Here is a 26,123-nt window from a genome sequence, read left to right as displayed (position 1 = left end):
TCGGCACTGATCTGGCAAATTGCCCCCACGTTGCCAGCCACCCAGAAACCGCCGAAAGCTAAAGGCTAAGCAGCTCTCTGAAGCGTGCGCTCTGGCGGCGGGACACTTCCACTTCCAGCCCACCGCGCAGGGTCAGCATCAGGCCGCCGTTGCTCCACGGTGCAACCTGCTCCACGAAGTCCAGATTGACGATGTACTTGCGGCTGGCGCGAAAGAATTTGTCCGGCGCCAGCTGCGTTTCAATCGCCCCGAGCGGCCGATACAGCAGTGGCGCGTGGTTCTGGAAGTACACCCGGCTGTAGTTGCCGACCGCCTCGATCAACCGCACATCGCGCGGCTTGACCAGGAAGCAGCGCTCGCCGTCCTTGATGAAGATGGCGCTGTCCATCGCACGCCGCACCGGCGGGGCGGCAACCGCGTCGCCTAGTTTCTCGATTGCCTGGGCAAGCCGCTGCGGTTCGATTGGCTTGAGCAGGTAGTCCACCGTGTTGTAGCCGAACGCCTTGAGCGCATGCGCGTCGAAGGCGGTGGTGAAGATGATGCGCGGAACCCGACTCAGGCGCTCCAGCACATCGAACGCGTTGCCGCCGGGAAGGTCGATATCCAGAAAGACCACGTCCGGCGTAGCCGATTCGATCAACTGCACCGCACTGTCCACATCATCGGCATGGCCCAGCACACGCAGCTGCGGGTAACCCTTGAGCTGATGCTCCAGTTCGAAGCGGGCCAGCTCCGAATCTTCCACGATCACCGCTTCAATCACGCGCCCTCTCCAATCCATACATGTGCCACCACACACGTGCCTTCTTCATGTAATTGCAGGCCGGCATGTGATCCGAACGAGAGTTGCAGGCGTTGCCGCAGGTTCGCCAGTCCCGTGCCGCCGCTGCCGCCGGCTTGCAATTGCCCGCTGTTACGCACATGGATATGCAGCGCATCATCCTGCACGGCAATGCCTACCTGCAGATCGCCGACGCTGCTGCTGAGCCCCAGACCGTGCTTGATCGCGTTTTCCACCAGCAGCTGCACGCAGAATCGTGGTACCCGTCGCAGCAATGCGGCTGCATCCACGTGTTCGGCATAGCGCAGGCGCTTGCCGAGTTGCATGCCGACCAAGCCCAGATAGTCGCGCACGACCGCCATTTCTTCGTCCACGGTCACCAGGGCTTCTTCGCCGCCGGTGAACTGGTAGCGCAGCGTGCTGGCGAAGCGGGTGATCTGTTCGCGTGCCAGCTCTGGATCGATGAGGATGAGCGCTCGAATATTGTTGAGCGTGTTGAAGGTGAAATGCGGGCTGATATGGCCGAGCAGACGTTGCAACTGCGCCTCCTTGAGCGCCAGCCGCAGATCGTTCTGGTGGCGAGTCGCTTCGGCTAGCCGCGTCTGTCTGCTGATCGACAGGTAGAGCAGGCTCCAGGCAATGTAGGCCGGCCATAGCAGGGCCGTGCCCGCGATCATCGGCTGCGCCTCGGACAGCGCCATCAACCCCGGGGAGAAGCCGCGCAAGCCCAGCAGTAAGCCGTGGACCGCCACATCCACGCCCAGCGCCGCCAGCAGGCTGGCGACCAGCAACAGGCCCAGCCAACGCACTTCGCCGTAGCCATCGGCTTGCAGTGTTCGATAGAGCCGGCGCAGCAGCAGGCTGCCCAGCAACCCGCCCACGCTGAAGCCAGCCACTGCGGCCAACTGCAGCCCATCGGGCACCGCTTCCTCGCTAGGCCGAGCCACGTAGGCAATCGCCAGGAACAGCGACCAGCCCAATGCCTGCATCAGCCAGAACATGCGCCCTACTCCGCGCATGCCGGGTCTTTCCTTGCCTCTGTCACGCAGCCTCATCTCCGTCCGGCATGCCAGCGACGCGTTGCCACCGATGCCCGGGCAGAGAATAGGGCCGAGTGAAGGCGATTGCACGATGTGGATGACCGCCGATGCTTTCTCGCTGCATCGCTGCATCGCACCGGGCGACAACGTAGCCGCCGTGTGCTGGCGTCTGCGCGCTAGCCCCGTGCGTTGCCGGGCGGGGTCGAGTGCGGGCGCGTTTGCTTCTTCAGCAATTCGCCGATGTATTGCCGGGCCAGTTTGCTGCCGATGTCCACTGCAGCCTGCAGCGAACCGAAGGTGGGAGAGCCCGTCAACGGCACCGACTGCCCGCCTACCTGCAAGGTGTCCAGTACCACGCGCTGGCGCTCTAGCTGACGGGCCACCACGGCATAGGCAATGCCATGCAGCGTGCCTTCCATCGTCAGCAGATCCTCGGGCGATGTGGTGCTCATCCCCAGCGAGCATAGCGACGATCGGTCAGCGCGGCAGCAGCACACCTTGAACCGTTTACGCGACCGCAGTCTGCGCTGCAGCGAGCATCGACAAACCTGTCGCCCGCACAGGTGGTGTTGCGCGGCGATCGGCCTTGTGTGATGTGGAACCGCGATGGAGCCTGGCAGAGCCTGGCCACCAGCGTGCGCCGAACGGCGACACCGGACGCAGCCGCGCAGCGGCAGGCGATGCGCTTCCCGCCCATGACGGTAAGCGTCATCGCTGGCGTTTGACCCGGCCTGCCGTCGGGGAATGCAGCTGCGCGTGTCGGAATTTAAATCCACACACAGGAAAAAAACACGCGCCATTCAGCTGCGCCCCCGTCTGAAAGATCAACGACCTGGCTGCGAGATTTATTCGAAATTGCTGCCCGATCTTTAAGCAAGGTGCCGAACTAGTGAATTTGACCCATCTGAAGTGCAGGATTACGCACAATGGAGGTTCGCGCCTGACCTTATTTATTATATTCCCGAGAATATATTCAATTAATCGGCAAGAGGAAATGAGCAAATTAGTATAATTTTGCCCGTATCAGTTCGGCCACGAACGTCCTGTGCTAGAGCCCGTTAGATCCGCTAACTCGCGCTTGAATTCGCTACCCAGCGTAGTGATTTCACCGACAAGGCGGATGCGATTCCCTGATTCACGAAGACCGCAGTCGCATTTAGGATTGTCGCCCCGCGAGATTTGTGACGTATTATTGTTGAGTACGCTCCGACAATAATCTGCAGGCTCACCTGCTGATGCGCCTCTAATTCGTTCTGGCTATGGATTAAATCGGCAGATCCTATTTGGGCGATTTCTCTCTGAATAGCAACTGTCCATTCAGATTTCAGAGATCTCAGATAGCGCCGTTAAACAATCTCGCAAGCACTGAGTAATACCAAACGTATTTTTCAGATGCTCCGCGGGCGCACTCGTGGGGAAAAAGCGCAGCGGTCGAGAAATGAATAACGCGTGAAATTAATGCCTTCGCTGGCGATCGCCGGCGCGGGGTCCTTCTGCGCCAAATTGAATCACCAGCAGTAGCGGCGCACTCAATAACTGGAACCGACCAACCAATGAATCGCTCGCTACTGGCAACCACCATCGCCTCCTGCCTCGTCCTGACCGCCTGTGGCGGCGGTGGTGGTGGAGGCAACGTGCGTAGCGACGCACCGCAAACCACGGTGATCGCGCCGACCCCGACGACCCCGCCGCCGGCAGCGGACCCGCTGCCCAAGACCACGCCCGCGCCGACGCCGGCCCCGCCACGCTATCAGGGCGTGGGCAGCAATCTGCTGGTGCCGACCAACGCGGATCTGGCGCAGCAGGCGGGCGCGCGGGGCCAGGGCGTGAAGCTGGCCGTGCTGGACGACAACCTGGTGCCCAGCTACGCACCGATCAGCGGCAAGGTCGACAGCTTCAACGATTACACCGCCAGCCCAGGCACGCCCGAGTCGTCGGCCAATGCCTTGCGCGGCCACGGAACGATTGTGTCTGCGCTGGTGCTGGGCTCCGCGCAGGACGGCTTCGCCGGTGGTGTCGCGCCGGATGCAGACCTGTTCTATGCGCGCATCTGCGCCGAAAATTCCTGCGGCACGCAGCAGACCCGTCGTGCGGCGGTGGACCTGGCCGCGGCTGGCGTGCGGATCGCCAATCTCTCCATCGGTGCCTCCTACCCCGATGCCGCCTCCAGTGCCAACGCTGCGCTGGCCTGGAAATACGCACTGACCCCGTTGGTGCAGGCCGATGCGCTGATCGTGGCATCCACCGGCAATGAAGGCGCGGCAGAAGCTTCCTACCCGGCGGCAACGCCGGTGCAGGAAGCCAGTGTGCGCAACAACTGGCTGGCCGTCGGTGCGATCAACATCGATAGCGCCGGCAATGCCGCTGGCTTGACCAGCTATTCCAATCACTGCGGCGCCGCCGCGCAGTGGTGCCTGGTCGCGCCGGGCAGCTACACCGCCCCGGCCCTGGCCGGCACCGAATTGCAGGGCCAGATTGCCGGCACCTCGTTCTCCACCGCCGCCGTCAGCGGTGTCGCCGCGCAGGTGCTGGGCGTGTATCCGTGGATGAGCGCTTCCAACCTGCAGCAAACCCTGCTGACCACCGCCACCGACCTGGGCGACCCGGGCGTGGACGCGCTGTACGGCTGGGGCCTGGTCAATGCGGCCAAGGCGATCAAGGGCCCGGGCCAGTTCGCAAGCAACTGGGCGGCCAATGTGACCGCTGGCTACGACAGCACCTTCAGCAACGACATCTCCGGCGCGGGCAGCCTGACCAAGAACGGGGCCGGCAAGCTCACCCTGAGCGGCAATAACAGCTATACCGGCGGCACCAGCATTAGCGACGGCGTGCTCACACTGTCCGGCAGCCTGCGTTCGGATGTGATCGTGTTGAACTCGGCCACGTTCGAATCGCGCGGCGGTGTGATCAACGGCAACTACAGCCTGGTCAACAACACCGGCACCACCGCGCTCGAGTTGGGCAGGGGCCTCACCGTCACCGGCCGGGCCAGCTTGAAGGGCAATCTGCTGTTGCTACCGGAAGCGGCCGGTTACACCGTCGGCAGCACCGAGAAGATCGTCAAGGCCGGCGTCCTGCAAGGCACGTTCGACCGCGTGCAGTACGCCAACAATTTCTTCTGGACCGCGGCACTGTCCTACGACCCGACCACCGTCACCGCAACCCTGACCCGCAATGCCTCCGCGGCCAGCGCACAGGCGGCCGGTGCACCGCAGTCGGTGGTCAACGGTGCCAACCAGGCCGACGCGCTGGTCAAGGTGCTCGATACCCGGGTCGCCTCGGGCGACACCGACAACCTGGGTGGCCTGATCAGCGCCACCGGTTCGCTGATTGCAGCATCCGATGCGCAGGTTGCCGCGTCGCTGCCGACCCTGACCGGCCAGGTACACGGCATCGAGCGCATGCTGGGCTTCCAGTCCGCGCTCAACGACGCACGTGTGGCCGCCGACCGCCTGCCCTACCTGGCCGACACCACCACGTTGACCACCTGGATGCAGGGCAGCTACCTGGACGGCAATCTGGGCCGTAGCGGTTTCGCTTCGGCCGATTACACCCAGCAGGCCACCACCTTCGGCGTGGATCTGCCGATGGGCAGCGGCGGCACCATCGTCGGTGCGGCCGTGACCTCCGGTCAGGACCGTGCGCACATCGCCGCGTCTTCGAGCCGTCTGCGCTCGGACCGGTATGCGATGACCGCGTACCTGTACCAGCCGATCGGCCAGGCGTATCTGTCGGCGATCGGTTCGTACGGCATGAGCAACGTCCAGACCGAACGCAACGTGCAGGCCGGCAGCATCGGCGAGCGCTTGCAGGACCGTCGCCACGACACCAACTGGTCGGCGCGCGCGGAAATCGGCCTCATGCCGCATGCCGGGTTGTCGCCGTTCGTGGCCGCCGGTGCGGTGAGCCAGACCCAGGATGCCTTCAGCGAAGCCTCGGTGACGGGCCTGGGCCTGAGCGCGAACAGCGATACCCTGCGCGCAGGGTACGGCGAGGTGGGTGTACGTGGCCATCTGGCGCGCGGCAACTGGAGCTTCGATGGTCTGGTGGCGTATCGCTCGCTGCTGGGCAACCCGAATGCCGACTTCTCTGCGTGGTTCACCGGCCTGCCGGAAGCGCGTTTCACTGTCGCCGGCGAGCCGGTGTCCAAGCAGTCGCTGCGCGCCTCGGTTGGCCTGCGTTACCAGCTCAACGATGCGTTCTCCATCTACGGCAACGTGGGTGCCGAGCGCGCTCGTTCGGACACCAACAGCATCAACGCCAACATCGGTCTGCGCTGGCAGTTCTGATCGCAGCCGATGCAGAAGTGCTGCAGGCGATGCACGTGACGATGTCACGCATACTGCTGCGTGACAGTTAAAAGAAGGCCCCGGCATGTCCGGGGCCTTTTCGTTGACGGCCGCGTGCCAATGGCGGAACTGCCAAGCGCTTGGCTGACACGGCATCTTGCGTACCGGCCCCGCGCAGACGATACGAAAGTATATCGATGCGATGTCCATGGACTGGCGAAAACGCCCGAAAACCCCTGGTTTCGCGCGCTGACGGCTGGCACCATGCACGCCATCGACGCGGCTGCAGCACGCGTTGCAACTGCGCCGGCCCGGATGGCTGGCGCGCAACCTCACACCTGTGGCGATGCGCCATGGGTGCCAGGCGATGCCGATGTACGCCGCTGCCGGCAGCGCGCGTAGATCCATCGCCGATGCAACCGCGGCCTGCGTTCGCGCATCGCAGGCTGCGGGTGCAACGCCTTCCCTCTCCCCGTACGAGTCATCGCATGTCGTCCCCCTTCCTGCGTTCTACGCTGGCAGCTGCCTGTGTGTGCAGCTTGCTGGCCGGCTGCGGAGCCACGCCGCCGCCGGCTGCTCCCTCGCCGCTGCTGATCCACACCAACACGCAGGTGATGGTGCCGGCGCACTCGCCCCTGCGTGCCAGCCTGCGCGTGCAGGCGGTGCGCAGCCAACCCATCGCCCCGCTGCTGCAGATGCCGGCGGTGATCGACGTGCTGCCCGAGCGCCTGGTGCGCGTCGTGCCGCCGTTGGCCGGGCGCGTGGTCGCACTGCCCAAGACCCTGGGCGACACCGTGCATGCGGGCGATGTGCTGTGCGTGCTGGATTCTGCCGAACTCGCCAGTGCCTACAGCGATGCCGGCAAGGCGCGCGCCACGCTGGAACAGGCGCGCCTGGAACTGGCCCGGCAGAAGGCGCTGGCAGCGGACAGCATTTCCGCTGCACGCGATCTGCAGGCGGCGCAGCAGGCCTTCGACAGCGCGCAGAACGATACACGGGCGGCCAGCGATCGCCTGGCCCAGCTGGGTGTGGCTGCTCAGGCGAGCTCGCACCGGCGCTATGTCGTGCGTGCGCCCATTGCCGGCCGCGTGGCGGAGCTGAGCGCTGCGCTGGGCGGCTTCTGGAACGACACGTCGGCGTCACTGATGACGGTGGCCGATATCTCGCAGGTGTGGCTCACCGCCAGCGTGCCGGAACGCGAGATTGGCCAGGTCTTCGAAGGTCAGCCGGTCACTGCCAGCCTGGATGCCTATCCTGGCCAACGCTTCGTCGGCCACGTGCAACACCTGGACGATTTGCTCGACCCCGCCACCCGCACGTTGAAAGTCAGGGTGGCCTTGAATAACCGCGACGGCCTGCTCAAGCCGGGCATGTTTGCGCGCGCCCACTTCCAGTCGCGCCCGCAGCAGGCATTGGTGGTGCCCGATAGCGCGCTCTTGCAGATGGGACTGTACACGCGGGTGTTTGTCGAAACCGCGCCGTTCGCTTATCGCTCGCGCATCGTGGCCACCGGCCGCGCAATGGAGGGCTATACCGAAATCCTGTCCGGCTTGAAGGCCGGCGAGCGTGTGGTGATCAAGGACGGAGCCTTGCTCAATGATTGAGGCGATCATCACCACCTGCTTCCAGCGTCGCGGCATCGTCTGGCTGGTCTTCGTACTCATTGCGTTATACGGCACATGGAGCTGGACGCAGCTGCCGGTGGAGGCTTACCCGGACATCGCCGATGTCACCTCGCAGGTGGTCACGCAGGTCCCGGGCCTGGGTGCAGAAGAAGTGGAACAGCAGATCACCGTGCCGCTGGAACGTGCGTTGATGGGCACGCCCGGCCTGCATGTGTTGCGCTCGCGCAGCCTGTTCGCCCTTTCCTTGATCACGCTGGTCTTCGACGATGGGACCGAAGGCTACTTCGCGCGCCAGCGTGTGCTGGAACGCATCCAGGCGGTCACCCTGCCCTATGGCGCGATTCCCGGGCTCGACCCATACACCTCGCCCACCGGCGAGATTTATCGCTATACGCTGGAATCGAAAACACGCAGCCTGCGCGAGCTGTCGGACCTGCAATTCTGGACGGTGATTCCGCGCCTGCAGAAAGTGCCAGGCGTGGCCGATGTGACCAATTTCGGCGGCCTCACCACGCAGTTTTCGCTGGCGCTGGAGCCGGACCGCCTGACCCGGTACGGGGTGTCGTTGCAGCAGGTCAAGAGCGCCATCACCAGCAACAACGCCGATGGCGGCGGCAGCGTGATGGATCGTGGCGAACAAAGTTACGTGATCCGCGGCATCGGCCTGCTGCATTCGTTGCAGGACATCGGCAATGTGGTGGTGAGCAGCAGCAATGGCGTACCGGTCCTGGTCAAGGACCTGGGCCAGGTGCGCTACGACAATGTCGAGCGACGCGGCATTCTGGGCAAGGACGGCAACCCGGACACGATCGAAGGCATCGCGTTGCTGCTCAAGGACAGCAACCCGTCGGTGGCCTTGCAAGGCATCCACAGCGCCGTGGAGGAGCTCAACAACGGCGTGCTGCCCAGGGACGTCAAGGTGGTGCCGTACCTGGATCGGACCGCGTTGATCGACGCCACGCTGCATACGGTGAGCGCCACGCTGACCGAAGGCATGCTGCTGGTGTGCGTGGTGCTGTTGATCTTCCTGGGTAGCCCGCGTGCGGCGGCGATCGTGTCGCTGACCATCCCGCTGTCGTTGCTGATCGCCTTCATCTTCATGCACCACCTCAAGATTCCGGCCAATCTGCTGTCGTTGGGCGCGATCGACTTCGGCATCCTGGTCGATGGCGCGGTGGTGCTGGTGGAAAACGTCTTGCGCCTGCGCGAAGAAAACAGCCAGCGTGCATTGACGGCGCGCGATGCGATCGACGCCACCCTGCAGGTGGCGCGGCCGATCTTTTTCGGCATGGCCGTGATCGGCTGTGCGTACCTGCCGCTGCTGGCGTTCGAACGCATCGAATACAAGCTGTTTTCGCCGATGGCCTATGCGGTGGGCGCGGCCTTGATCGGTGCGCTGCTGGTGGCGCTGACATTGGTTCCTGGCCTGGCGTGGCTGGCGTTCCGCAGGCCGCGCAAGATGATGCACAACCGCGTGCTGGAAACACTGGGGCAGCGCTACCGCGCATTGCTGGAACGCAGCGTGGGCCGACGCGGCTGGCTGCTAGCTTGCGCGGCGCTGGCCCTGTGCGTGCTGGCGGTGTTGGGGGGCAGCATCGGCCGCGACTTCCTGCCGTATATCGACGAAGGATCGCTGTGGCTGCAGGTGCAGATGCCGCCAGGCATCACTCTGGACAAGGCCGCCACCATGGCCAATGCCTTGCGCAAGGCCACGCTGGAATTTCCCGAGGTTTCGTACGTGGTGACCCAGACCGGGCGCAACGACGATGGCACCGACTACTGGACGCCTTCGCATATCGAAGCGAGCGTTGGCCTGCGTCCCTACAAAGACTGGCCGGCCGGCATGGACAAGCAGGCATTGATCGCTGCGCTCGGCGCACGTTATGCACGGATGCCCGGTTACACGGTGAGCATGATGCAGCCGATGATCGACGGCGTGCAGGACAAGCTCTCCGGCGCGCACAGCGATCTGACCGTGAAGGTGTTCGGCGACGATCTGCAGCAGGTTCGCGGCGTTGCCGACCAGGTGGCTGCAACCTTGCACAAGGTGCCGGGCGCTGCGGACATCGCCGTGGATGTAGAGCCGCCCCTGCCCAACCTGCAGGTACGTTTCGACCGCGCGGCGGCAGCACGCTATGGCATCAATGCGGCCGATGTGTCGGATCTGATTTCCACCGGCATCGGCGGCAGCCCGATCGGGCAGATGTACATCGGCGAGAAGAGCTACGACCTCACCGTGCGCTTTCCGCAACGGTATCGCAACGATCCGCAGGCCATCGGCGCGTTGCGCCTGCGCACCGCTGCCGGCGCCGAGATACCGCTCTCGGCGGTGGCCAGCATCACCACCACCAGTGGCCAGAGCGTGATCGTGCGCGAGATGGGCCGGCGCAACATCATCGTGCGGCTCAACGTGCGCGGCCGCGACCTGTCCAGTTTCCTGAGCGATGCGCAGGCCACGCTCGCGCGGCAAGTGCACCTCGACCCGCAGCACATGCAGCTGGTGTGGGGTGGCCAGTTCGAGAACCTGCAGCGTGCCCAGGCGCGCTTGCTGGTGGTGCTGCCAACCACGTTGTGCATCATGTTCGTGTTGCTGTTTGGCGCATTCGGCAACCTGCGCCAGCCGACATTGGTGCTTGCCGCCGTGCCGCTGGCCATGATCGGCGGGTTGGCTGCATTGCACCTGCGCGGGATGACCCTCAATGTCTCCAGCGCGGTAGGTTTCATCGCCCTGTTCGGGGTGGCGGTCCTGAACGCGGTGCTGATGCTCGCGCAGATCAACCGGCTGCGCCAGGACGTGGGCATGTCCTTGCGCGAGGCGGTGGTGGCCGGTGCGGTGAGCCGCATGCGTCCGGTGCTGATGACCGCGACGGTGGCAGCGCTTGGCCTGGCACCGGCAATGCTCGCCACTGGCCTGGGCAGCGATGTGCAGCGCCCGTTGGCCACCGTGGTGGTTGGCGGCTTGGTCACCGCCACGGTGCTCACCTTGGTGTTGTTGCCATCGCTTTACTACCTGATGGAAGCCTTCGTCGCAACGCGCCAGGGCCGCCCGGAGACGACCGCATGACCGACGTTCGCAACGCATTGCTCGCCAGTGCCGTGGCGGTATCGCTCGCCGCCTGCGCAGTGGGACCGGACTTTCAGCGCCCCGCTCCACCTGATGCCGATCGCTATACCGCCAATGCGTTACCGGCAACGACCGTGGCCGCCGACGCAGCACATGGTGGTGCGCAGCAGTTCGAGCCCGGGCAGGACGTGCCGGCCGCCTGGTGGCGCGCCTTCGGCTCGCCGCAACTCAATGCTGTGGTGGAGCGGGCCTTACGTGCCAATCCGGACCTGCAGGCCGCCGACGCAGCGCTCCGGCAGGCGCAGCAGACGCTGGCTGCACAACGCGGTGCCTGGCTACCGCAAGCGGATCTGCATGTGGATGCCAGCCGGCAACGCGATTCGGTGGTGCCGGCGCCAGATGCCGGCATCGACACACCGTATGCGCTACGCACCGCCCAACTCAGCGTCAGCTACACGCTGGACGTCTTTGGCGGTACGCGGCGGCAAGTGGAAGCGGCCGGTGCGCAAGCACAGGCCCAGCGCGATCAGCGCGATGCGGCGTACCTGAGCCTCACCGCCAACGTCGTGAACGCGGCCATTGGCGAGGCGGCCGTGCGCGCGCAACTGGAGGCTGCGCGCGCCCAGGTCGCCATCGCCGAGCAGCTCTGCACGCTCACCGAACGCCAGCAGGCGCTTGGCGCGCTCGGTGCAGCGCAGGTGCTGGCCCAACGCACTGCGCTGGCACAGGCACAGGCCGCGGTGCCGGGGCTGGAAAAACAGCTGGAACAGCAACGGACCCTGCTCGCGATTCTGGGCGGGCAGTTGCCTGGCGACGCTGCGGGTGCGCCGTTTACGCTGGACACGCTGCAATTACCGGCGCAATTGCCGTTATCGCTGCCCTCGCGGTTGGTCGATCGCCGCCCGGACATCCGCGCCGCCGAAGCGCAGGCGCATGCTGCCAGCGCATTGATCGGCGTGGCGGCCGCTGCGCGCTTGCCATCCATTACCTTGAGTGCGGCCGGCGGCGGCTCTGCATCCAGTGTCGGGCGCATGTTCGCGGCCGGCAATACACAATGGTCGGTGGCCGGCAGCCTGCTGCAACCGCTGTTCCATGGCGGCGCGCTCGCGCATCAGCAACGGGCGGCCGAAGCTGGCTACGCGCAGGCCATGGCGCAATACCGCAGCGTAGTGCTGAACGCATTTGGCGAGGTTTCCAACGCGCTCACCGCGCTGCAGAGCGACGCGCAGAACCTGCGCGCCTGTGCCGATGCGCAGGCCCTTGCGGAGCGCACGCTGGCGCTGGTGCAACGCCAACAGGCGGTCGGTGCGGTGGGCATGGCAGATCTGCTGCAGGCGCAGCAGGCCTACCAAAGCACGCAGGCCGCCACGGTCCAGGCACAAGCCGCCCGCTACACCGACACCGTGGCGCTGTATCAGGCCCTGGGTGGCGGGCCGTGGTGGTCGCCAGCGGCCCAGACGCCCAAGCCCGCGGCTCCATGAATCACGCACCGCAGCCAGCGCCGGTTGTGTAACGGCGGCGCCGCCAGCTGAGACAATCGCCGCCATGCGCATGACCTCTCTCTTCCGCTCGCCACCCACGCGTACCGACCTGCTCGGCATGGTCGGGCTGGTGGCGGGCATGGCAGCGATCTTCGTGGCCGATACCTTCACCGACTATGCGGTGGCGGCAGCCTTGTTCTATACGTTGGTGGTGCTGCTGTCGGTACGCCTGCTGACGCGCACGGGCGTAGTGCTGCTGGCGGCCACCTGCCTGGCGCTGATCGTGCTCAGCTTCCATCTCACCCCGGCCGGCAGCTACCGCGTGGGCGTGATCAACTCCTGCATCAGTGCGGTGGTGGTGGCGGTCACCACCTATCTGGCGGTGCAGATGGAAGCGGCCAAGGCGAGCGCACATGCCGCACAGGCACGGCTGTTGCGGCTCACCCGCAGCGGCAGCATGGGCGGGCTAGCCGCATCGATCGCCCACGAAGTCAATCAACCCTTGGCCGCCATCGTGACCAGTGGCAATGCCTGCCAGCGCTGGCTGGCGCAGCAACCGCCCAACCTGGCCAAGGCCGATGCAGCACTGGAGCGCATGCTCGCCGACGCCGGCCGCGCCAGCGCCATCATCGCGCGCATGCGTGCATTGGCGCGTGGCGAAGCCAGCCAACGCCAGCCGCTGGATTTGAACCGCACCGTGCTCGACATGATTGCCCTCACCCGTGGCGAAACCGAGCGCCATGGCATCGCGCTGTCGCTGGAGCTGGACCCTGCCCTGCCCGCGGTGCTGGCCGATGGCGTACAGATCCAGCAGGTCATCGGCAATCTGTTGCTCAACGCCGTGGAGGCACTGGCGACCTTGCCGGACGAGGCGCGCAGCATCCATGTACGCTCGCACACCGATGGTGGGTGGGCATGCCTGTGCATCGACGACACCGGCCCAGGCTTGTCCGATGACGCACTGGCGCATGTATTCGAAGCATTCTGGAGCACCAAGGACGATGGCATGGGCATTGGCTTGAGCATCAGCCGCACCATCATGGAAGCCAACGGCGGGCAGATCTGGGCCGAGCCGGCCGGTGTACGCGGCGCGCGCTTCGGCCTGCGTCTGCCCCTGGTCGCGACGGAGCGCAGGCCATGAGCGAGCCGGCCCCGGTGGTGTATCTCATCGACGACGATGCCTCGATGCGCGCTGCACTGGAGGATCTGTTCGCCTCGGTCGGCTTGCAGGTCTACGCGTTCGGTTCCACCGATCAATTCCTCGCGCACCGGTTGCACGAGGCACCCGCCTGCCTGGTGCTGGACATTCGCATGCCGGGCCAGAGCGGGATGGAGTTCCATCGGCGCATGGTCGAATCCGGCGTTGCCCTGCCCACCATCTTCATTACCGGCCATGGCGATATCGCGATGAGCGTGGAGGCGATGAAGAACGGCGCGATCGAATTCCTGACCAAACCGTTCCGCGATCAGGCCCTGCTGGATGCCATTCAGGACGGCATCCGGCGTGACCGTGCGCGCCGCCAGAGCGAGGCGGTGGCCGCGCAATTGCGTGCACGTTGGGAGTCGCTGAGTAGCGGCGAGCAGGATGTCACGCGATTGGTGGTGCAAGGTCTGTTGAACAAGCAGATCGCCGCGCGCCTGCACCTGAGCGAGATCACCGTGAAAGTGCGGCGTGGCCAGGCCATGCGCAAGATGCAGGCTGGCTCGCTGGCCGAACTGGTGCGCCTGGCCGAACGCATCGGGCTGTGATGCGCGCTGTGTGACCGGTGCGCAGGCGTGCTGTGCTAGCTGCCCGCGCACGCGCCATCGGCGGGCATCCAGCCGCCATGACGGCCTGCGTGCTCCAGGATGACAGCGCCATGACGCAGCACCCACGCAGCGCTTTTTCGGCTCTCGATGTCATGCATTGACCTGGCGACGCCCCCCCGATTTTGAGTAGCACCTCAGTTTGGAGTCCAATTCCCTAACTCGAGGAGATTGGACGTGAAGAAGCGTTTTTCTGAAGAACAGATCATCGGCTTCCTGCGCGAAGCTGATGCCGGTGTGGCGATCAAGGACCTGTGCCGGCGGCATGGCTTCAGCGAGGCTTCCTATTATCTGTGGCGCAGCAAGTTCGGCGGGATGAGCGTGCCCGATGCCAAGCGGCTCAAGGACCTTGAGTCCGAGAACGCGCGGCTGAAGAAGTTGCTGGCCGAGCAGCTGTTCGAGAACGACCTGATCAAGGATGCACTGCGAAAAAAGTGGTGAGCGCACCGGCGCGTCGCATGCTGGTGCGCGAGTGGATCGGGCGTGGTGCCAGCGAGCGTCGTGCGTTGGCAGTGATCGGCATGAGCGCCAGTGCGCTGCGATATTGCCCGCGCGAAGATCGCAACGTCGAACTGCGCGAACGCATCTGTGCGTTGGCGCATCGCCATCGCCGTTATGGTGTGGGGATGATCTATCTCAAATTACGACAGGAAGGACGCATCGTGAACTACAAGCGTGTGGAGCGGTTGTACCGCGAGCAGCAGCTGCAGGTCCGGCGCCGCAAGCGCAAAAAGGTGCTGATAGGAGAGCGTCAGCCGCTGCTGCGGCCATCGCAGGCCAATCAGGTGTGGTCGATGGATTTCGTGTTCGACCGCAGCGCCGAAGGCCGAGTGATCAAGTGTCTGGTGATCGTGGACGATGCAACCCACGAAGCGATCGCCATCGAGGTGGAGCGCGCAATCTCGGGCCATGGCGTGACACGCGTGCTGGATCGGCTGGCGCACAGTCGCGGCTTGCCACAGGTGATCCGCACAGATAACGGCAAGGAGTTTTGCGGCAAAGCGATGGTGGCCTGGGCACATGCGCGTGGCGTGCAGTTACGGCTGATCCAGCCTGGCAAGCCAAACCAGAACGCCTACGTCGAATCGTTCAATGGCCGGCTGCGCGACGAATGCCTCAACGAGCACTGGTTCCCAACCCTGCTGCATGCGCGTACCGAGATCGAACGCTGGCGACGCGAATACAACGAGGAGCGACCCAAGAAGGCCATTGGCGGCATGACGCCATCTGCGTATGCCCAACAGCTGGCCAACACCGATATCATCAACCCCGGACTCTAAACCCGGCCGCTACTCAGAGCGGGGGGACGTCGCTGGTCACCGCAACGCACCTGACGCTCCGGTGCGTATCTTGCGGCGCGCGCGACAGACACAGGAATGCGGGCAAAAAGAACGCCCCGGTATCCGGGGCGTTTTTGTTTCCGGTGTCAGGCATGCCGCAAGACAAGACTTCAGAAGCTCACTCCCCAGGTCACCTGACCACCGTACGCCGTCTGCCCGTCGCCGCTGAGCCCTTGCAGCGACAGTGCCAGCCGGCTGCGTGGCGAGGTGACCAGGCTCACGCCCAGCTCGCCGATGGCCGCATTCTTGGCCAGGGTGACGCTTTGCACCGAGAACTCCGAGGCGGTGCCGACGAAGCCGGCCGAGCGCTGCACGGAACGGTCGCCGAAGGCATGCCGCCAGCCTGCCGACGCATACAACGCCGCCTTCTGGCCGAGGTCCCAATAACCACGTACGCCCAGCGTGGCGGTACTGAAGGTGTCGCTGGCACTGTCCACCGACAGCGCGGAGATGCCGCCGCTTTCGGTGAACCCGTCGGTCTTCAGGCGGGTGTAATCGGCCGCAATGAACGGGCTGTACACCGCACCTTCGGTGCGCAGATTCCAGGCCGCTTCCAGCGACACCGTTACGGCGGTGGCGTCGTAGCGGCTGTCCATGCGCTCTTCGAGCACGCCGGGCAACATCACCCGGCGCGTGCTGTCGACGCGATAGCTGGCGTAGTCCACCGCACCCTGCAGCGAGAACGCAGACCAGTCGGCCCGGCCATACACGCCGGCATGCGTGCCATCCACATCGGCACGGTCGCCCCATTCGCGCGACCAGCTCTCGATATCCTGGTTGCCGACCGCAATGCCCACCACGCTGCGTTCGCCGAAGCGGCGTTCCGCACCGGCCATCACGCCGTTGTCCTCGCGACGTACCGACACCGCATTGGCATCGCCATCGACACGGGTGGGCAGGCTGCGCCCGGTGATCCAGACCATGGTGTCGCCGACCAGCGTGTCCTGGCTGTCGCCACGCAGATGGTTGGCGATGCCGCTGTAGAGAAAGCGGCTGTCCAGCAGGGCCGTTGCAGTGCTGGCATGACTTTCGCCCGACAGCGAGGCAAACGCGGTGCGCACCGCCTCCGGGTCGTCGGGCAAACGCACCACGGCCTGATAGATCGGGCTGGTGTTGGGCAGGCCATCCACGGCCGCCGCCGTGGACTGCTGGTTCGGCGTGGTGACCGCGTCCACCATGCCTACCGTATTGCGCCCGAACGTCACCGACAACGCAGTGGCGGTGGTGCTCACGCTCGGCTCGATGAATGCGTAATCGGAAACGACGTTGGTGAACTGCCCGGTGAGGCCGCCGCCGGCGCTGATCACCGGAATTTCCGTAAACAGCGGCAAGTCGGTCGCCCGCACCAACTCCAGGGTGGTGCCGGTGGCCACGGTGGCTGCGCCACCGACCGTCACCGGCGTCACCACACCGCCGTCGCCGGGCGTCACTTGCAACGTGGAGCCTGGTGCAAACGTGGCATTGCCGCCGACGCTGATGGTGCCACCGGCGCCACCAATGGCGACCGTGCCCGATGAAACCAGGCTGCCGACACTGCCGCTGCCGGCGAGCGTGCCGCCCGGACCCACTGTGACCGGCCCGCCCAGCGCCGCGCCCGGGTTGGCCAGGTTGCCGACACTCAGGGTGCCGGCGTTGACCTCGGTCGGGCCGGTGAAGGTGCTGCTGTTGGCGGTGAGCAACAGCGTGCCGGTCCCCAGCTTGATGAAGCGACCGCCCCCGAACAACCTGCCTGCATAGCTGCCGGCACTGTTTTGCAGGAAGGTCAGCGTGCTGTTGTTGGTGATGTCGCCCTGCAGGCTGGCGGTGTTGCCAACCAGCGTGCCCGCGTTGACGGTCGTACCGCCCAGGTAACCGTTGACGCCGTCCAGGGTGAGCGTACCGGTGCCGTTCTTCACCAGCACGCCGCTGCCGGTGACGTTGCCGGCGTAGGTCCCATCGGTCGCCTGGTCGAACACCAGCACTGCATTGTCGACGATGTTGCCCTGCAGACTGTCGGTGGTGCCGATCAGGCTGCCACTGGCGACGGTGGTGCCGCCGCTGTAGGTGTTGGGCGCCACCAAGGTCAACGCGCCGGCACCTTGCTTGATCACGCTACCGGTGCCGCTGACCGCGCCGGCGAACACGCCGTCGCTGGCCTGATCGAAGATCAACGTCGCGTTGTCGACCACATCGCCCTGCAAGCTGGTGGTATTGCCGACCAAGCTGCCGGCGCTGATGACGGTGCCGCCGGTATACGTATTGGCACCAAGCAATTGCAGCACGCCGCTGCCGGTCTTTTCCAGCGAGCCAGTCCCGCTGACCGCGCCGGCATACACGCCACCGGTGGTCTGGTTGAACACCAACGCTGCATTGTTGGTGATATCGCCCTGCAAGCTGGCGGTGTCGCCGATCAGGGTGCCGGCCACAATGCTGGTGCCGCCCGTGTAGCCATTGGCACCGCTGAGCAACAACGCGCCGGCACCATCCTTGACCACGGTGCCGGTGCCGGTGATCGAGCCGTTGAACACACCATCGGCTACTTGGTTGAACGCCAATGTTGCGTTATCGACGATGGCGCCTTGCAGGCTTGCGCTGTCGCCCACCAGCGTACCCGCAGTGAGCGTCGTGCCACCGCTGTAGGTATTGCTGCCGTCCAGCGTGAGGGTGCCGGTGTTTGTCTTGATCAACGCACCGCTGCCGCTGATGTTGCCGGCAAGGGTGAGGTCGGCCGGGTTGTCGACGGTAAGCGCCGCACCCAGCGTGACCGCGTTGCCCAATGCCGCGGCAATGGCATTGCTCAGCACCGCATCGCCGGTGACCGACAAGGTGCCGCTCCCCAGGGCGGTGTTGCTGGCCACCGCCAGCGTGCCATCGCTGAGCGTCGTGCCGCCGGCATAGCTGTTGTTGCCGCTGAGCGTGAGCGTGGAGGTGCCGTTCTTGATCAAACTGCCTGCACCGCTGATTGCACCGGTCAATGCCAGGTCGTTGCTGCCCGGCAGCGTCAGCGCGCCGTCGAGCACCACCGCATTGGCCAGCGCCAATGCTTGATCGGTATCGAGCGTGGTGCCCGCTGCGGCAGTCAGCGTGCCGGTGCCCAGCGCTTGCGCATTGCCCAGCACCAGGCTGCCGCCGCCGAGCGCGGTGCCGCCGGTATAGGTGTTGGCACCAGTCAGGACCAGCGTGCCGGTGTCGAGCTTTTGCAGCGTGCCGCTGCCGCCGATGGCGACGTCGATGGTGCCGGTCACGCCGGGGTCGACGCGGATGATGGTGTTCGCTGCGTTGGCGCTCAATGCGCCACCGCCTGCATCGCTCAGCACATAGCCGTCGGTGATGAATTGCATGCCGGTGATGCCCTGGGTGCCCTGCACGCCCACGTTGCCCGCTGTGCCTGCGAAGACCGCAAAGCTGTTCTGCCAATCGCTGTTGATCAGCCCATCGACCGACGTCCAATTGGTGGTGCCGGCGGTCCATGTGCCGGTACCGCCCTCGGCGCTGCCGTTGGCGACGGTCTGCGCACCATCCCAGAACTGCACGTTGCTGCCAGAAGCCAACAACACCACGTTGACCTGCTGCGCCAGCGAGGTCTGCAGCGTGAGCTGGGCGGGGTCGACCGTGCCCGGCAAGGTGCCGAAACCCATGCCATTGTTGGTCAAGGTGCCGGTGTAATCGATCAGGCGATACACGCCGGTGCCGAAGCCGCCGATGTCGGTGATGTTGAGCGTGCCATCCAGCGTGAGGTCGCCGTTGACCGCAAGCACACCGGTCTGGCTGGGTATCCCCAAAAACGCATCGAGCGTGGCATTGGGCGCCATGTTCAGGCTGCCGGTGGTCAGCAGCGCACCGCTGGTCACTACCAGGCGGCCACCGTCATTCACCGTGACCGCGGCATTGACCACGCCGCTGCCGCTCAACGTGCCGCCGGTGCCCACGGTGACGCCACCGGCACTGCCCAGCGTGCCATCCACATCCAGCGTGCCCGCGGTGATCTGCGTGGTGCCGCCGATCGCGCTGGTGCCGGTGAGTTGCACGGTGCCGGTGCCGACTTTTTCGAGATTGCCGGCATCGTTCAACGCACCTGCGAAGGTGCTGCCGACGTTGCCAACGCCCAGTTGCAAGGTGCTGCCCCCCTGGATCGCGACATTGCCCAGGCCGGTCACGCTGCTCAATGCGGTATTGCTGCCGAGCGAGAGCCCCGCCCCTGCCGCAACGTCCACGCTGGCACTGGTCCCCAACGTGCCGGTGGCGGAGGTGGCCAGCACGCCGCCCTGCACCGACACCGGGCCACTGAACAGGTTGCTGCCGGACAGGGTCAAGGTCCCCAGGCCCGTCTTGGTCAGCGCGCCCGCGCCACTGAGCACGCCGGTCAACGCCAGATCGTCCGCACTGGCGATGGTCAGGTTGGCGCCCAGGTTGACGTTGTTGCCCAGGGCCAAGGCAATGGCATTGCTCAACGTCGCATCGCCCAGCAGCGACAGGCTGCCCGTGCCGAGTGCGGTATTGCTGCCCACCGCCAGGGTGCCGGCATTCAACACGCTGCCGCCGAGGTAGCTGTTGCTGCCTCCCAGCGTGAGCGTGGAGGTGCCGTTCTTGATCAAGCTGCCTGCACCGCTGATGGCGCCGGCCAATGTCAGGTCGTTGCTGCCGGGCAGCGTCAACGCGCCATCGAGCACCACCGCGTTGCCGAGGGCCAATGCTTGGTTGGTATCGAGCGTGGTGCCCGCTGCGGCGGTCAGCGTGCCGCTGCCCAACGCTAGCGCATTGCCCAGCACCAGGCTGCCGCCGCCCAGCGCCGTGCCACCGGTGTAGGTGTTGGGACCACTCAGCACCAGCGTGCCGGTATCAAGCTTCTGCACGCCGCCGGTGCCGGTGATGGCCACATCGATGCTTGCCGTGGCACCCGGATCGACGCGGATGGCGGTCAACGGGTCGCTCACCGCCAGTGCGCCCGCGCCGGCATCGGTCAACTGATATCCATCGGTCACGAACTGCAGGCCGCCGGTGTTCTGCGTACCCTGCACGCCCACCGTGCCGGCCGTACCGGAAAACACTGCGAAGTCGCCTTGCCACGTGCTGTTGGCGCTACCGTCCTGGCCGGTCCAGTTGGTGGCTGCACCCCAGGTGCCGGCGCCGCCATCGACAGCGCCATTGGCCGTGGTCTGTACCCCATCCCAGAACTGCACGATGCTGCCCGGCGCGGTCACCACCAGATTGAGTTGCTGGCCGATGGCGGTCTGCAGGGCGAGCTGGCTGATGTCCACGCTGCCCGGAAACAGGCCGATCAGCATGCCGTTGTTGGTGAGCGCGCCGGTGTAGTCGATCAACCGGTACACGCCGGTCCCGAAGCCGCCGAGATCGGTGATGTTGAGCGTACCGTCCAGGGTGAGATCGCCATTGACGGCCAGCAAGCGGGTTGCGCTTGGCGCGCCCAACGCCACATCGACAAACGCGCCTGGCGCGAGCGTCAACGCGCCCACGCTCAACGACGAACCGCTGGTGAGTGCGAGCCTGCCGCCATCGCTGACGGTGACCGCCGCACCCACATTACCGGCGGCGCCGGTGCCGGTCAGCGTGCCGCCCGATGCGACGTTCAAGGCGCTGGTGCCGAGACTGCCGACCACATCGAGCGTGCCCGCACTGACCTGCGTGCTGCCACCGATCGCGCTGGTACCGAGCAAACGCACGGTACCGGCCCCCACCTTGTCCAGGTTGCCGCCACCGCCGAGGCTGCCGGCGAAATCGCCGCCGCCTAGTTGCAGCGTGGCGCCGGTATCGGTGTCTACACCGCCCGCACCAGTGAGCGTGTTGATCAAGCCCCCGTTGGTCAGGTTCAACAGCGCACCTACTGCCACATCGACACTGCTGGCGTTGCCCAATGAGGCCGCGGTACTGGCCACCACGGTGCCGGCCTGAATCGCCAGCGGGCCGGTGTAGCTGTTGTTACCGCTCAAGGTCAACGTGCCCAGGCCGGTCTTGACCAGGCTTCCGCTTCCGCTGATGGCACCGCTTGCCAACATGTCTGCGGCGTTATCCACGGTGAGCGCGGCGCCCAGCGCGATGTCGTTGCCTAGCGCCACGGCGACCGCATTGCTCAATACCGAATTGCCGAGCACCGACAGGCTGCCGGTGCCGAGCGCATTGTCGGCTCCCACCGCGATGGTGCCTGCGGTCAGGCTGGTACCGCCGCTGTAGCTGTTGCTGGCCGTGAGCGACAGGGTGGTGGCGCCATTCTTGACCAGGCTGCCGGTGCCGCTGACGCTGCCGTTCAAGACCAGATCGTTGCTGCCCACCAACGTCAGTTGATCGTTCAACGCGAGGTTGTTGCCTACCGTCAACGCGGCAGTGGCATCCAGTTCGGCAGGGCCGTTGACTCGCATATCACCCACGCCAAGCGCGGCATTGTTCCCAAGCACCAGCCTGCCCGCATCCAGCGCAACGCCACCGGTGAAGGTATTGGCGTTGCTCAACGTCAGGGTGGCGCTGCCCTGCTTGTCGAGGCCACCGATGCCGCTGACGACGCCGTTGAGCGCAATATTCTGCGTGCCAGGCAGGGTCAGCGTGCCATTCAAGGCGACTGCATTGCCCAGCGCCACGGCGGTGCTTGCATCCAGCGTGGTACCGCCTGCGGCAGTCAAGGTACCTGCGCCCAATGCCGTGTCGCTGCCAACCAGCAACGAACCACCCTGCAGTTGCAGCCCACCGCTCCAGGTGTTGTTGCCATTGAGGGTGAGCGTCTGCGCGCCGGTCTTGATCAGGCTGCCCGTGCCATCGATCGCGCCATCGAGCGTGAGGTTTTGTCCATCGATCGTCAGCGCACCGTTGGTGGTGAGCGCGTTCTGCAAGGTCACCGCAGAGGCAGCGGTGAGCAGCGTGCCGTTGGCAGCAGTAAGTGCGCCGCTACCGAGTGCGGTATTGCTGCCCACGACCAGGGCACCGTCGTTCAACGCGGTGCCGCCGGTGTAACTGTTGTTTCCGTTGAGCGTGAGCGCTCCGGTGCCTTGCTTGACCAGGCTGCCGGCGCCGCTCACGGTACCGCTCAAGCCCAGGTTGTTGTTGCCGGTCAATGACAACGCACCATTGAGCACCACATCGTTGCCAAGCGTGGTGGCGGTGGTGGCCTGCAGTTGCGTTCCGCCGGCTGCGGTCAACACACCGCTGCCCAGCGCCGCGCCGCTGCCGACCGACAAGCTCCCCGCGTTGAGATCCACGCCGCCACCGAAGGTGTTTGCGCCGGTCAGTGTCAGCGCTGCTGCACCGTCTTTGACCAGGCCACCGATGCCGCTGATGCCACCGGTGAGGGTCAGGTCCTGGCTGCCGCCAAGTTGCAGATCCGCATCCAGCACCACGTTGTTGGCCAGCACGCGTGCAGCGGTGCTATCGAGCAGGCCGCCACTCACGCTCAGGCTGCCCGTCCCGAGTGCGCCATCGCTGCCCAGAATCAGGCTGCCTGCCGTCAGGCGGGTGCCGCCCAGATAGGTGTTGTTGCCGCTGAGGGTCAAGCTGGCCGGGCCGAGTTTGTCCAGGCTGCCGGCGCCACTGATGCCCCCGGTCAGCGTGAGCGCGTTGCTCCCAGCCACAGTGAACTGCCCTGCCAGTGCAATGGCATTGGCGAGCGTGCTCACTGCTGCGTTGTCCAGCGTCGTGCCGGCCGCTGCGGTCAAGGTCCCGCTCCCCAGCGCGGTATTGCTGCCCACCGTAAGCTTGCCGGTGTTGAGCGCGGTGCCACCGGTATAGGTGTTGTTGCCGCTGAGCGTGAGATCGCCGCCGGCCTTGACCAGGCTGCCTGCACCGCTGATGGCGCCACCCAAGGTCAACGCCTGCGCGCCATTGAGGGTCAGCGCGCCGGTGCTCAGCGTCACTGCATTGCTCAGCGTGGCAGCGGCGGTGTTTTGCAAGCTCGCAGAGCCAGTGACATTCAACGTACCGGTGCCCAGTGCGGTGCCGCTGGCCACCTGCAAGGTGCCGGCATTGAGGCTGGTGCCGCCGGTATAGGTGTTCAGACCAGCCAGCGTCAGCGTCCCGCCACCGAGTTTGTTCAATGCACCGGCGCCACTGATGGTGCCGGTGAGATTCAACGCGTTGCCGCTACTGCCGACGCCCAGGTTTCCGGTCAGCGCAATCGCGTTGCCCAGCGTGGACGCGGCCGTGGCATCGAGCTCGCCTCCGCTGGCGGTGAGCGTGCCGGTGCCCAGGGCCGCATTCGAACCGACCACCAGTCGCCCGGTGCTGAGCGTAGTGCCGCCGGTGTAGGTGTTGGCGTTGGTCAGGGTGAGATCGCCAGTACCGCTCTTGATCAAACTGCCGGCACCATTGATGGCGCCGCTGAGCGTGAGCGCTTGTGCGCCGGTCCAGTTCAACGGTGCGGCAAGGCTGATGCCATTGGTCACCGTCAACGGCGCAGTGGTGCTCAGGCTGGATGCGCCGGTGACATTCAATGCGCCCGTGCCCAGCGCGGACGCGGTACCCAGTTGCAGCGTGCCCGCTGCCAGCGTGGTGCCGCCGCTATAGGTATTGGTGCCGCTGAGTGACAGCGTTCCGGTGCCGGTTTTATTGACACCGCCAGCGCCGGCCAGCGTGCCGCTCAAGGTCAACGCGTTGCCGCTGGCTCCCAGGCCCAGCGCATTGGCGAGCGCAAAGTTGTTGGTCAGGGTCAGTGGTGCAGTGTTATCCAGCAAACCGCCTGCCGCAGTGACCGTGCCAGTGCCGAGCGCACCGGAAGTCTCCAGCAGCACGCTGCCTGCACCCAGGGTGGTGCCACCGCTGTAGGTATTGCTGCCGCCCAAGGTCAGCGTGCCGGCGCCAACCTTGTTGAGCGCCCCGGTGCCACTGATTGTCCCTCCGATTCGCAGCGCGTTTGCGCCGCCAATACCCACCGTGTTGCTTAGCGAAAACGCATTGGCCAGGTTCACTGCGGCACCTGCCAACAAGCTGCCGCCGGATGCGGTGACCGTGCCGGTGCCCAAGGCACTGTTGGTGCCCACCGTCAACGCGCCATCGACCAGATTGACGCCACCGCTGAACGTGCTGGTACCGGTCAGCGCCAGTCCGCCGGTGCCGGTCTTGGTCAATCCGCCGGTGCCGGTAATTGCGCTGCCAACGGTCAGGTTATTGGTGCCCTGCACGGTCAGGCCGCCCGCGCCAAGCGCAATGCCATTGGTCGGTGCAAGGGTCAGGCCAGCAGCCGTGGCTTGGAGCGTGCCGCCGTTGGCGGTGATGGTGGTGCCCAACTGCGCAGGATTGGCAAACTGCAACACGCCACCATTGAGCGCGCTGTTGGCGAAGTTGCTCGCCCCGCCCACCGACCAGGTGCCGCTATTGACGCGCAAATTTCCGAAATTGATGTATTGCGCGGTACTCAACGTTCCGTTGCCGGTGCTGCCGCTGCCGGTACCCACCGCAGAATTTTGCAGGATCAACGTGTTGTTTCCGCCCAGGCCTCCATCCACCACACCGGTTTGCGCGAAGCTCAGCAAACCGCCCGGGCCGAGCAATTCCAGTGCAAGGCCTCCCCCGCTGTTGACGCTGCCACCGGTGACCGCAGTGAAGCTGTTGGTGCTGCCCGCCCCCATCGAAACACTGCCGTTGATGGTGCCTGAGTTGACGAACGTGTTGCCGTTGGCCGAACTCTGAAAGCCCACCCGTCCGTTGATGGTGCCGGTATTGACCGCGTTGACGGTGCCTCCACCGGTCACCGCGATCACCGGGGTGTCCGACCCCAGAATTGACAATCCCAGCAACGGGCGACTATCGATCACGCCAGCGTTGTTGATCTGCACCGTTCCGTTGCTGGCCGACGTCAGCCCCAGCGCCATGCCGTCGAGATTGAGCAGATTGGCGCCCAGCAAGCCGCCGGTGCCGTAGAGCGTTCCGCTGGCAAGATTGTTGACGGTGACTGCAGTGGAGCTGGCATTGCCCATGGTCACGCCGCTGCTCAGTACCGAGAGCAGCCCAAGCACGGAAGGGTCGATGGTGCCGGCGTTGTTGAGTGTGGAATTGGTACCGCTCAGGGCGATGGCGGTGCCGCCCAACAGGCCTGCGGTCATCTGGCTGCCGGAGGCGACATTCACGGTCAGGTTGTTGGCGCTACTGGAAAAACTGTTGCTGGTGACCGGCGTACCCGAGCAGGTGACGGTTGCGCCCGCCGCGGGGATGGCCGGCGTGCATGCGCCCCAGGCCAGCATCGGTGCGGCGGCCCCCACCGCAAGGACCACCAGGGCCGGCAATTGACGACGGGTTGAGCCAGGCTTGCGACGCCGACGCACTAATTCATGCGTCACCACCCAATTGCCAATGGCTGCGTTCCAGACCAGCGCAAATGCACGATTCATTTGAATTCCCCCTGATTGCCGGGCAGAGACCAGCGCGCACCCATGCGCGCGCCTCCAAAGACGGGATTGGAATAACGGTAGAGCTGGTTTAAAGCAGCCAGGCCGCCTCGACGAATAATGGCGAGTAGCCGCGAACATCGCTTGCAGGGAGAAGTTGAGTTAATACCACTCTCCATTCGCCGCGCCATTAAATTAATAGGCGATTCAATACGATTGAAACTGTGCTGAATATCACTAACTCTCACCTCATCCATGACACAGGCCAGATCTGTGGACTGGTTTGCTCGTGCCCGCTAAATGCAGGTTTTGCAGCCTCATCTGTACTGACCCACACCATCTATGCCGGATTCATCACTTGCAAAGCGGCATTTTGGATTTTTTGAAGTGATTTGA

12 protein-coding genes are annotated in these 26,123 nt (G+C 65.1%); 7 read left to right on the top strand and 5 right to left on the bottom strand.

Annotation, left to right across the window (positions count from 1 at the left end; all coding sequences use genetic code 11):
• Positions 1-58: 58 nt before the first annotated feature.
• From ACCQ16_RS10510 to ACCQ16_RS10500, 3 genes are all read right to left on the bottom strand, one after another.
• The gene (locus ACCQ16_RS10510) at positions 59-763 is read right to left on the bottom strand and encodes a LytR/AlgR family response regulator transcription factor (RefSeq protein WP_057681690.1); all 705 of its coding nucleotides are present in this window, start codon (positions 761-763) and stop codon (positions 59-61) included.
• On the bottom strand, positions 760-1,782 hold the full coding sequence (locus ACCQ16_RS10505; protein ID WP_029819420.1) for a sensor histidine kinase: 1,023 nt from the start codon (positions 1,780-1,782) through the stop codon (positions 760-762). The genes ACCQ16_RS10510 and ACCQ16_RS10505 overlap by 4 nt, the downstream gene beginning before the upstream one ends.
• Positions 1,783-1,997: 215 nt before the next feature.
• On the bottom strand, positions 1,998-2,273 hold the full coding sequence (locus ACCQ16_RS10500) for a hypothetical protein (RefSeq protein WP_277573087.1): 276 nt from the start codon (positions 2,271-2,273) through the stop codon (positions 1,998-2,000).
• Between the two features lie 1,101 nt (positions 2,274-3,374).
• Between ACCQ16_RS10500 and ACCQ16_RS10495 the strand changes: the two genes are divergently transcribed.
• From ACCQ16_RS10495 to ACCQ16_RS10465, 7 genes are all read left to right on the top strand, one after another.
• Positions 3,375-6,110, top strand: a complete 2,736-nt coding sequence (locus ACCQ16_RS10495) for a S8 family serine peptidase (RefSeq protein ID WP_372380334.1) — start codon at positions 3,375-3,377, stop codon at positions 6,108-6,110.
• A 488-nt stretch (positions 6,111-6,598) separates the two neighbouring features.
• Positions 6,599-7,714 (top strand): efflux RND transporter periplasmic adaptor subunit, encoded by a 1,116-nt coding sequence (locus ACCQ16_RS10490; RefSeq protein WP_033837289.1) that lies wholly within the window; start codon positions 6,599-6,601, stop codon positions 7,712-7,714.
• Entirely contained in the window at positions 7,707-10,799 is a 3,093-nt protein-coding gene (locus tag ACCQ16_RS10485) for an efflux RND transporter permease subunit (RefSeq protein WP_277573089.1), read from the top strand. The genes ACCQ16_RS10490 and ACCQ16_RS10485 overlap by 8 nt, the downstream gene beginning before the upstream one ends.
• Positions 10,796-12,280 carry an efflux transporter outer membrane subunit gene (locus ACCQ16_RS10480; protein ID WP_218505503.1) on the top strand — a complete coding sequence of 495 codons (1,485 nt, stop codon included), beginning with the start codon at positions 10,796-10,798 and terminating at the stop codon, positions 12,278-12,280. Before ACCQ16_RS10485 ends, ACCQ16_RS10480 begins: the two co-directional genes overlap by 4 nt.
• Positions 12,281-12,398: 118 nt before the next feature.
• Entirely contained in the window at positions 12,399-13,421 is a 1,023-nt protein-coding gene (locus tag ACCQ16_RS10475) for a sensor histidine kinase (protein ID WP_029819413.1), read from the top strand.
• Positions 13,418-14,029, top strand: a complete 612-nt coding sequence (locus ACCQ16_RS10470; RefSeq protein WP_008571961.1) for a response regulator transcription factor — start codon at positions 13,418-13,420, stop codon at positions 14,027-14,029. The genes ACCQ16_RS10475 and ACCQ16_RS10470 overlap by 4 nt, the downstream gene beginning before the upstream one ends.
• A 234-nt stretch (positions 14,030-14,263) precedes the next feature.
• A protein-coding gene (locus ACCQ16_RS10465) for an IS3 family transposase (protein WP_094030629.1) occupies positions 14,264-15,366 on the top strand; the annotation gives its coding sequence in 2 pieces (ribosomal slippage) (positions 14,264-14,522 and positions 14,522-15,366; 1,104 coding nt in all).
• A gap of 170 nt (positions 15,367-15,536) precedes the next feature.
• Here ACCQ16_RS10465 and ACCQ16_RS10460 read toward each other — a convergent pair.
• Together ACCQ16_RS10460 and ACCQ16_RS10455 are read right to left on the bottom strand one after the other, a co-directional pair.
• A complete protein-coding gene (locus tag ACCQ16_RS10460; RefSeq protein WP_277573090.1) occupies positions 15,537-25,730 on the bottom strand; it encodes an autotransporter-associated beta strand repeat-containing protein in 10,194 nt (3,397 codons plus the stop codon).
• Positions 25,727-25,984 (bottom strand): hypothetical protein, encoded by a 258-nt coding sequence (locus ACCQ16_RS10455; protein ID WP_277573091.1) that lies wholly within the window; start codon positions 25,982-25,984, stop codon positions 25,727-25,729. Before ACCQ16_RS10455 ends, ACCQ16_RS10460 begins: the two co-directional genes overlap by 4 nt.
• Between the last annotated feature and the right edge of the window lie 139 nt (positions 25,985-26,123).

This window comes from Xanthomonas sp. NCPPB 1062 (assembly GCF_041481705.2).
In the GTDB taxonomy this organism is placed as follows: domain Bacteria; phylum Pseudomonadota; class Gammaproteobacteria; order Xanthomonadales; family Xanthomonadaceae; genus Xanthomonas; species Xanthomonas euvesicatoria.
This window is presented reverse-complemented; position numbering and strand designations above follow the sequence as displayed.